5 protein-coding genes are annotated in these 8229 nt (G+C 71.8%); 2 read left to right on the forward strand and 3 right to left on the reverse strand.

The window, feature by feature from the left end:
* Positions 1–6 precede the first annotated feature (6 nt).
* On the reverse strand, positions 7–2367 hold the full coding sequence (locus ACGF5O_RS26410; protein WP_393812324.1) for a TIM-barrel domain-containing protein: 2361 nt from the start codon (positions 2365–2367) through the stop codon (positions 7–9).
* Between the two features lie 214 nt (positions 2368–2581).
* Between ACGF5O_RS26410 and ACGF5O_RS26415 the strand changes: the two genes are divergently transcribed.
* On the forward strand, positions 2582–4549 hold the full coding sequence (locus ACGF5O_RS26415) for an acetoacetate--CoA ligase (RefSeq protein WP_393812325.1): 1968 nt from the start codon (positions 2582–2584) through the stop codon (positions 4547–4549).
* Positions 4550–4618: 69 nt separating this feature from the next.
* Positions 4619–5512: a hypothetical protein gene (locus tag ACGF5O_RS26420; RefSeq protein ID WP_393812326.1), complete on the forward strand. Its 894-nt coding sequence runs from the start codon at positions 4619–4621 to the stop codon at positions 5510–5512.
* Positions 5513–5581: 69 nt separating this feature from the next.
* On the opposite strand, the gene ptsP is transcribed toward ACGF5O_RS26420, so the two are convergent.
* Complete coding sequence (ptsP, locus tag ACGF5O_RS26425; protein ID WP_393812327.1) at positions 5582–7252, reverse strand: phosphoenolpyruvate--protein phosphotransferase; 1671 nt, start codon at positions 7250–7252, stop codon at positions 5582–5584.
* 114 nt (positions 7253–7366) lie between these two features.
* Positions 7367–7816 (reverse strand): PTS glucose transporter subunit IIA, encoded by a 450-nt coding sequence (locus ACGF5O_RS26430; protein WP_393812328.1) that lies wholly within the window; start codon positions 7814–7816, stop codon positions 7367–7369.
* Positions 7817–8229 lie beyond the last annotated feature (413 nt).

The raw sequence follows: 8229 nt of genomic DNA on the forward strand, positions 1-8229 counted from the left end.
GCCGGCTCAGCCCAGCCCCCTGACCCGGACCGGACGGGACGGCTCGCTCACGCCGCTCTCGTCCTCGCGTCGGACCACCACGTGCCGGCCCTCCCAGCGGGCGACGTAACGCTCCATCCCCGGCTCCTCCCAGCCGTCGCCCGCCTCCGGCACGAACAGACCGCCCCCCGTCCGCCCTCGGGCGGGCGCCCACACCTCCAGCCGCGTCCCGCCGTCCTCGTCCCGTACGGGCAGGACGGCACCCGCGCGTGCCAGCACCGGGATCCGCGACAGCGGGGCGTCGACGAGCACCTGCCCAGGCCCCTCGTACGCCTGCTCGGTCACCGTGTCGTACCAACGGCCGCGGGGCAGCTGCACCGCACGCCGGTCGGCACCCGGATCCAGCACCGGAGCCACCAGCAGAGCATCGCCCAGCAGGAACGCGTCCTCGCAGTCGCGCAGCGCCCGGTCCTCCGGCGTCCCCCACCACACCGGCCGCACATACGGCGCCCCGGTCCGCCGGGCCAGCTGCGCCAGCGTCATGAAGTACGGCAGCAGACGCCGCCGTTCGAGCAGCGCCACGCGCGCGTGCTCCAGCACCTCCGCCCCGAACTCCCACGGCTCCCGGCGCCCCGCCCGCATGCTCGCGTGCGTACGGAACAGCGGCAGATAGGCACCCAGCTGGAACCAGCGCAGGAACAGCTCCGGCGACGGACTTCCGTCGAAACCGCCCACGTCAGGACCCGAGTACGGCACCCCGCACAACCCGAGTCCCAGCACCAGCGACAAGGACGCGCGCAGCCCCGGCCAGCCGGTGCCGACATCACCGGACCAGGTGCCCCCGTAGCGCTGCATACCGGCCCAGCCCGAGCGGGAGAACAGGAACGGCCGCTCCCCGGGCGCGAGTCCGCGCAGCCCCTCGTAGGCCGCCCGCGCCATGCCGAGCGCGTAGACGTTGTGCGCCTCCCGGTGGTCGCCGCCGCGCCCCTCCAGGGCGTGCCGCGCCGAACGCGGCAGCGTCGACTCGCCGAACGCGCTGAAGGACGTCGGCTCGTTCATGTCGTGCCAGAACCCGGCGAAGCCCAGCGCGAGCCGCTCCTCGTACAGCCCGCCCCACCACGCGCGCACGCGCGCGTCCGTGAAGTCGGGGAAGACCGACTCCCCGGGCCACACCACCCCCTCCACCGTCCGCCCCGACGGATCACGGACGAAGGCGTCGACCGCCGTCCCGCTGTCGTAGACCGCGTTGCCCCGCTCGGCTCGCACCGCCGGGTCGACGATCGACACCAGCCGGATCCCGTCCCGTCGCAACTCCTCCGACAGCGTCGGCAGCTTCGGGAAACGCTCGCGATCGACCGTGAACACCTGGTGGTCGTCGTAGTGGTCGATGTCCAGATGGACGGCGTCCAGCGGCAGACCGCGCTCCTGGTAACCGGCGACGATCCGCCGCACCTCCTGCTCGCTGCCGAAACCCCAGCGCGCGTGGTGATGACCCAGCGCCCACGCCGGCGGCAGCGCGGGCGCGCCCGTGAGCGACGCCCACGTGTGGAGCACACGCGCGGGGGTGCCCACCATCACCCAGCAGCGCAGCGGACCGCCGTCCATCCGCAGCTCGCAGCGCCCGGTCCGGTCGTGCCCCGAACCGGCGCCCTCCTCACCCTCCCCAAGCGTCACCGTCCCGTCCCACGAGTTGTCGTGGAACACCAGATGCGCCGCCGCGTCCGCCACCACCAACTGGACCGGCATGGTGATGTACAGCGGATCGTCACCGGGCCCGAAGGCGCGGCCGGGGTCGGTGTTCCACAACCGGTACGTGCCGTCCCGCAGCCGCGGCCCCGAGCCACGCCCGCCCAGACCGAAGAACCGCGCGTCCGCGGCCACCTCCGACCGCTGCACCCAGCGCGCCGTACCCCCGCCCACCGGCTCCCACCAGCGCGGCGGCAGATCCCGCCGCAGCAGCACGCCACCCGGCGTACACACCTCCACCGCGCCGTGCCGCGAGACACTGACCCGCACCCGCTCCGCCACCACCCGCCAGCCGCCGTTGGTGTCCGGTTCGAGGACCGCCCGCGGATCCGGCTCCGGGCAACGCCCCGCGAGCGCGTACGACGGCTCGGGACCGGCCCCGTCCCAGCCCCAGAAGACCGCCCCGTTCACGGCGACCGTGATCCGCAGCTCGGACCGGCTGAACCGGATCACACCGCCGCCCGGCCCCGGCTCCGCGTCCTGCACCGGTCCCGGCACCCGGGCCCGTTCCGCGCCGCGCGCGGGCAGCCCGGCGGCATCGATCCGCCTCCTGCGCCACGCGGCCCGTACGGTACGCAACCCCTGAGCCGCCTTGCTCGAACCGACCACTCTTACCGAACGCACCAGGTCACGACCGTCCATGCTGCTCACCCTGCCACTCAGCGCTCCACCCGCGCGTGCCGTTCAACTGGCATTCACCCGTGCCGAGACCACATCTTCACGACACGGACTATGTGGAGCGCACCCTGGTGTAGAAGTCGATCACATGGCATCGTCCCTGTCAGCCGCGTCACGCGCACACCCCAGCCCGTGCGCGTCCCACGCACACAAAGCGCAGAAGCCCGGGAGCCGCCCCATGTCGACCGCGAACCCCCAGCCGCTCTGGCAGCCCGATCCGCAGCGGATCGCCCAGGCACGCATCACCGGCTTCCAGGCCTGGGCGGCGGAACACCACGGAGCCCCCGCCGACGGCGGATACCCGGCCCTGCACCGCTGGTCCGTCGACCACCTGGACACCTTCTGGCAAGCCGTCACGGAACACTTCGACGTGCGGTTCTCGACGCCCTACGCGCGCGTGCTCGGCAACCGCGCCATGCCGGGCGCCGAGTGGTTCCCCGGCGCCCGGCTGAACTACGCCGAGCACGCCCTGCGCGCCGCCGACACCCGCGCGGACGAACCCGCCCTCCTGTACGTCGACGAGACCCACGAACCCCGCCCCGTCACCTGGGCGGAGCTGCGCCGCCAGGTGGGCTCCCTGGCCGCCGAACTCCGCGCCCTCGGCGTCCGCCCCGGCGACCGCGTCAGCGGCTACCTCCCGAACGTCCCGCAGGCCGTGGCCGCCCTCCTCGCCACCGCAGCCGTGGGCGCCGTCTGGACCTCCTGCGCCCCCGACTTCGGCGCCCACAGCGTCCTGGACCGCTTCCAGCAGGTCGAACCCGTCGTCCTGTTCACCGTCGACGGCTACCGTTACGGCGGCAAGGAGCACGACCGCCGCGAGACCGTCGCCGAACTCCGCCGCGAACTGCCCACCCTGCGCGCGGTCGTCCACATTCCGCTGCTCGGCACCCCCGCCCCCGAAGGCGCCCTGGACTGGTCGGCGCTCACCTCTGCCGACACCGAGCCCGAGTTCGAACAGGTCCCCTTCGACCACCCGCTCTGGGTGCTCTACTCCTCCGGCACCACCGGCCTGCCCAAGGCGATCGTCCAGTCCCAGGGCGGCATCCTGGTCGAACATCTCAAACAGCTCGGCCTGCACTGCGACCTGGGCCCAGAGGACCGCTTCTTCTGGTACACCTCCACCGGCTGGATGATGTGGAACTTCCTCGTCTCCGGCCTCCTCACGGGCACCACGATCGTCCTGTACGACGGCAGCCCCGGTTACCCCGACACCGGCGCCCAGTGGCGCGTCGCCGAACGCACCGGCGCCACCCTCTACGGCACCTCCGCCGCCTACGTGATGGCCTGCCGCAAGGCCGGCGTCCACCCCTCCCGCGACTTCGACCTCTCCCGGGTGAAGTGCGTCGCCACCACCGGCTCCCCGCTGCCCCCCGACGGCTTCCGCTGGCTGCACGACGAGGTCCGCGACGACCTCTGGATCGCCTCCGTCAGCGGCGGCACCGACGTGTGCTCCTGCTTCGCGGGCGCCGTCCCCACCCTCCCGGTCTACACCGGCGAACTCCAGGCCCCCGGCCTCGGCACCGACCTCCAGGCCTGGGACCCGGCCGGCCGTCCCGTCATCGACGAAGTCGGCGAACTGGTCGTCACCAACCCCATGCCCTCCATGCCGATCCGCTTCTGGAACGACCCCGACGGCAGCCGCTACCACGAGAGCTACTTCGACACCTACCCCGGCGTCTGGCGCCACGGCGACTGGATCACCGTCACCGCACGCGGCACGGTGATCATCCACGGCCGCTCCGACTCCACGCTCAACCGGCAGGGCGTACGGATGGGCTCGGCCGACATCTACGAGGTCGTCGAACGACTCCCCGAGATCAAGGAATCCCTCGTCATCGGCGTCGAACAGCCCGACGGCGGCTACTGGATGCCCCTCTTCGTCCACCTGGCACCCGGCGCGGTCCTCGACGAGGCCCTGCTGACCCGCATCAAGCAGGCCATCCGCGAACAGCTCTCGCCCCGCCACGTCCCGGACGAGGTCATCGAGGTCCCCGGCGTCCCGCACACCCTCACCGGAAAGCGCATCGAGGTCCCCGTCAAGCGCCTTCTCCAGGGCGCACCCCTGGAGAAGGCCGTCAACCCCGGCTCCGTCGACAACCTCGACCTGCTGACCTACTTCGAGGACCTCGCCCGCAAGCGCACCTGACGTCCGCCCCGTTGTCAGTGGCGCCGATTACTGTGAGTGAGCATTGATCGACCGCTCACAGGGGGAACCATGGCGCACACCGACCACCGGACCATGCGACGCGTCCTGCGCCGCGAGATCGCCGGCACCATCGGCCTGCTCACCGACGAACACGACTTCCGCGCCATGCGGCGCTACCGCACCTTCACCTTCGACGACCACCTCACCTACCTCCGCCAGGTCGAAGCCCTGCTCAGGACCCGCGCCGCCGAGGGCACCCACACCACACTCGCCCTCTTCGACCCCGAGGAGTACGCCGAGTTCTGCACGGCCACCGGCCTCGACCCGGACGACCCGGCCAGCCGCACCCGCTTCACCGCTGAACTCGCGGCCACCGGCCCCACCGTCCCCTACGACGGCCGACCCCTCACCGACCTCGTCCCCGCCCTCGTCGACGAGGCGGTACGACAGGCCACCTGGGAGTACGCCAGCACCCTCCTCGCCCGCCTCGGCCCCTGCCACACCTGCGGCGAGGACATCGGACGCGCCGCCTTCACCCGCGCCTCCCACCTCCTGACCCGCATCCTCGACACCGCCGCGCCAGGCAACCGGCACCTCGTGTGCAGCGTCTCCGGACCACCCGAAACCCTCGTCACCGTCCTCCACGCCGACCGGGCCGGCGACGGCACCACCCACCTCGACGAGGCCGAAGCCCTCGAATTCACCAGCGTCCTCGCCCTGGGCCTCGCCACCGACAGCCCCGGCGGACTCGTCATGCGCACCAGCGCCCCCGGCACCCCCGACCGCGTCTACGGCTGGCGGCTGCGCGGCGGCAACCTCGGCCCCCTCACCGCGGGCGAGGTCTTCGACGCCTACTGCACCGACGTCGAATCCGGAGACCTCGTCTCACCGGAATCGGACGTCGACTACTGCGCACCGCCCGACCTGGGCGACCCGGAGACGCCCCACGGGCACCACCACTGAACGCACCGGGGGCGCCCCACCCACAGGTGGAGCGCCCCCGGAAGGACAGCCGATCACGGCCCGGGCCGACTACTCGCCGGACAGCACCGCCTGAGCCGCCGCACGGGCCTCGTCCGCGCTGTCCGTGGCGCGCGCGGCCGCCGCGGCCCGCTCGCACTGCGCCAGCGTGTACTTGGCCAGCATCGCCCGGACATAAGGAATCGACGCCGCACCCATGGAGAGGGAGGTGACACCCAGACCGGTCAGCACACAGGCCAGCAGCGGATCCGACGCGGCCTCACCGCACACGCCACAGCTCTTGCCCTCGGCCCGCGCCGCATCCGCCGACAGCGCGACCAGGTCGAGCAGCGCGGGCTGCCACGGATCCTGCAGCCGCGACACCGCACCGACCTGACGGTCGGCGGCGAACGTGTACTGGGCCAGGTCGTTCGTCCCCAACGACAGGAACTCGACCTCCTGGAGGACCGAGCGCGCCCGCAGCGCGGCCGACGGAATCTCCACCATCGCACCGAACTTGGCCCGCAGCCCCGCCTCCCGGCAGGCATCGGCGAACGCCTTCGCATCGGCACGGTCCGCCACCATCGGTGCCATGACCTCAAGGTGCACGGGCAGCCCTTCGGCCGCCTTCGCCAACGCCGTCAGCTGGGTCCGCAGCACCTCGGGGTGGTCGAGCAGCGTCCGCAGACCACGCACGCCCAGCGCCGGGTTCGGCTCGTCCGCCGGCGTCAGGAAGTCCAACGGTTTGTCCGCGCCCGCGTCCAGCACCCGCACGACGACCCGGCCCTCCGGGAACGCCTCCAGCACCTGACGGTAGGCCTCGACCTGCTTCTCCTCGGTAGGAGCGCTCTTGCTGTCGTCGAGGAACAGGAACTCGGTACGGAACAGACCGACACCCTCGGCACCGGCCTCCACCGCGGCCGGCACGTCCGCCGGACCGCCCACGTTGGCCAGCAGCGGCACCTTGTGCCCGTCGGCGGTCGCACCCGGACCGGTCGAGGCGGACAGCGCCGCCTTCCGCTCGGCGGCCGCCGCCGTCAGCGCCGCCTTCTTCTCCGCACTCGGGTTCACGAAGATGTCGCCCGTGCTGCCGTCGACGGCGACGACGGTGCCCTCGGCGAGCTCCCCGGCACCCGGCAGCGCCACCACGGCCGGCACACCCAGCGCCCGCGCCAGAATCGCGCTGTGGCTCGTCGGCCCGCCCTCCTCGGTCACGAAACCCAGCACCAGAGTCGGGTCGAGCAGCGCCGTGTCCGCCGGCGCCAGATCCCGCGCCACCAGCACGTACGGCTCGTCACTGTCCGGGACACCCGGCATCGGAACGCCCAGCAGGCGGGCGACGATACGATTCCGCACATCGTCCAGGTCGGCCACCCGGCCGGCGAGGTACTCGCCCGCTCCGGCCAGCAGCTCGCGGTACGCGGCGAACGCGTCGTACACGGCACGCTCGGCGGTGCTGCCGACGGCGATCCGGCGGTCCACGTCGGACATCAGCTCGGGGTCCTGCGCCATCATGGCCTGCGCCTCGAGCACCGCCTGGGCCTCGCCGCCCGCCAGATTGCCACGCGCCGTGAGGTCGGCGGCCACGGCATCCACGGCCTGACGGGCGCGCGCCTGCTCCCGCTCCGCCTCCTCCGCGGGGATCTGCTTCGCGGGCGGCTCCAGCACCGCCGTTCCCATGTGCCGAACCTCGCCGATCGCCACACCGTGGCTCACGCCGACGCCTCGCAGCGTTGTCTCCATCTCACCCGTCTCCGATAGTGCGGCGGGTCCCGCCGCCGCGGTGGTTGTCGTGGTCGCCGCCTGGTCCGTCGTTCGACGGCACGGCGGCGGGGTCGGTCGCCGGTCCGGGGCGCGTCAGCTCCAGGCGAAGAGGGTGTCGCCGGACTTCACGTCGCCGTCCTCACGGACGTCGGAGAGAGAGTCGGCGGTGGCCTCCAGGGCCACGACGGGGCAGACCGGGGACTTCCCGGCGGCCTCGACCTCGGCCGGGTTCCAGCGGATCACAGCCTGGCCGCGGGTCACGGTGTCGCCCTTGTTGACGAGGAGTTCGAAGCCCTGCCCGTTCAACTGCACGGTGTCGATACCGAGGTGGGTGAGTACGCCGTGTCCGCTCTCGTCGACCACGACGAACGCGTGCGGGTGAAGAGAGACGACGACTCCGTCCACGGGCGCCACGACCTCCGAAGGCTCACGCGCGGGGTCGATGGCGGTACCCGGGCCGACCATGGCCCCGGCGAAGACCGGATCCGGCACTGCGGCCAGTCCTACGGCGCGTCCGGCGAGCGGGGACGTCACGGTGGTCATGGGAAGCCTCCCAGGAGTGGTGCTGCTTACGGGCCGTCACTACCAGTCCGGACGGCACTGAGCAGCAGCGTATGTCAGATGAAGTGGCGGTTCCGCATGGAAGCTACCAGGTAGTGGTCTAGACCACCAGCCTATTCGATTTGCGCGGCCTTCGAGGCCCCGTGTACAGTCGTACTCCTGCTTGGGACAGAGCGGCGCGATAAAGCGTCGTTACCGAGCAGCATCCAAACTTGTCAGATCCTAACTCGGGATCACCTTCCGCATGCCTGCGGGACGGTGGTCAGGGAGACGGAAAAACGCTGATAGAGTTTGGAACATCGAAGGGAAGCCCGGAGGAAAGCCCGAGAGGGTGAGTACAAAGGAAGCGACCGTTCCTTGAGAACTCAACAGCGTGCCAAAAATCAACGCCAGAT

Origin of the sequence: Streptomyces sp. NPDC048291 (assembly GCF_043201715.1) — a bacterium.
GTDB lineage: Bacteria > Actinomycetota > Actinomycetes > Streptomycetales > Streptomycetaceae > Streptomyces.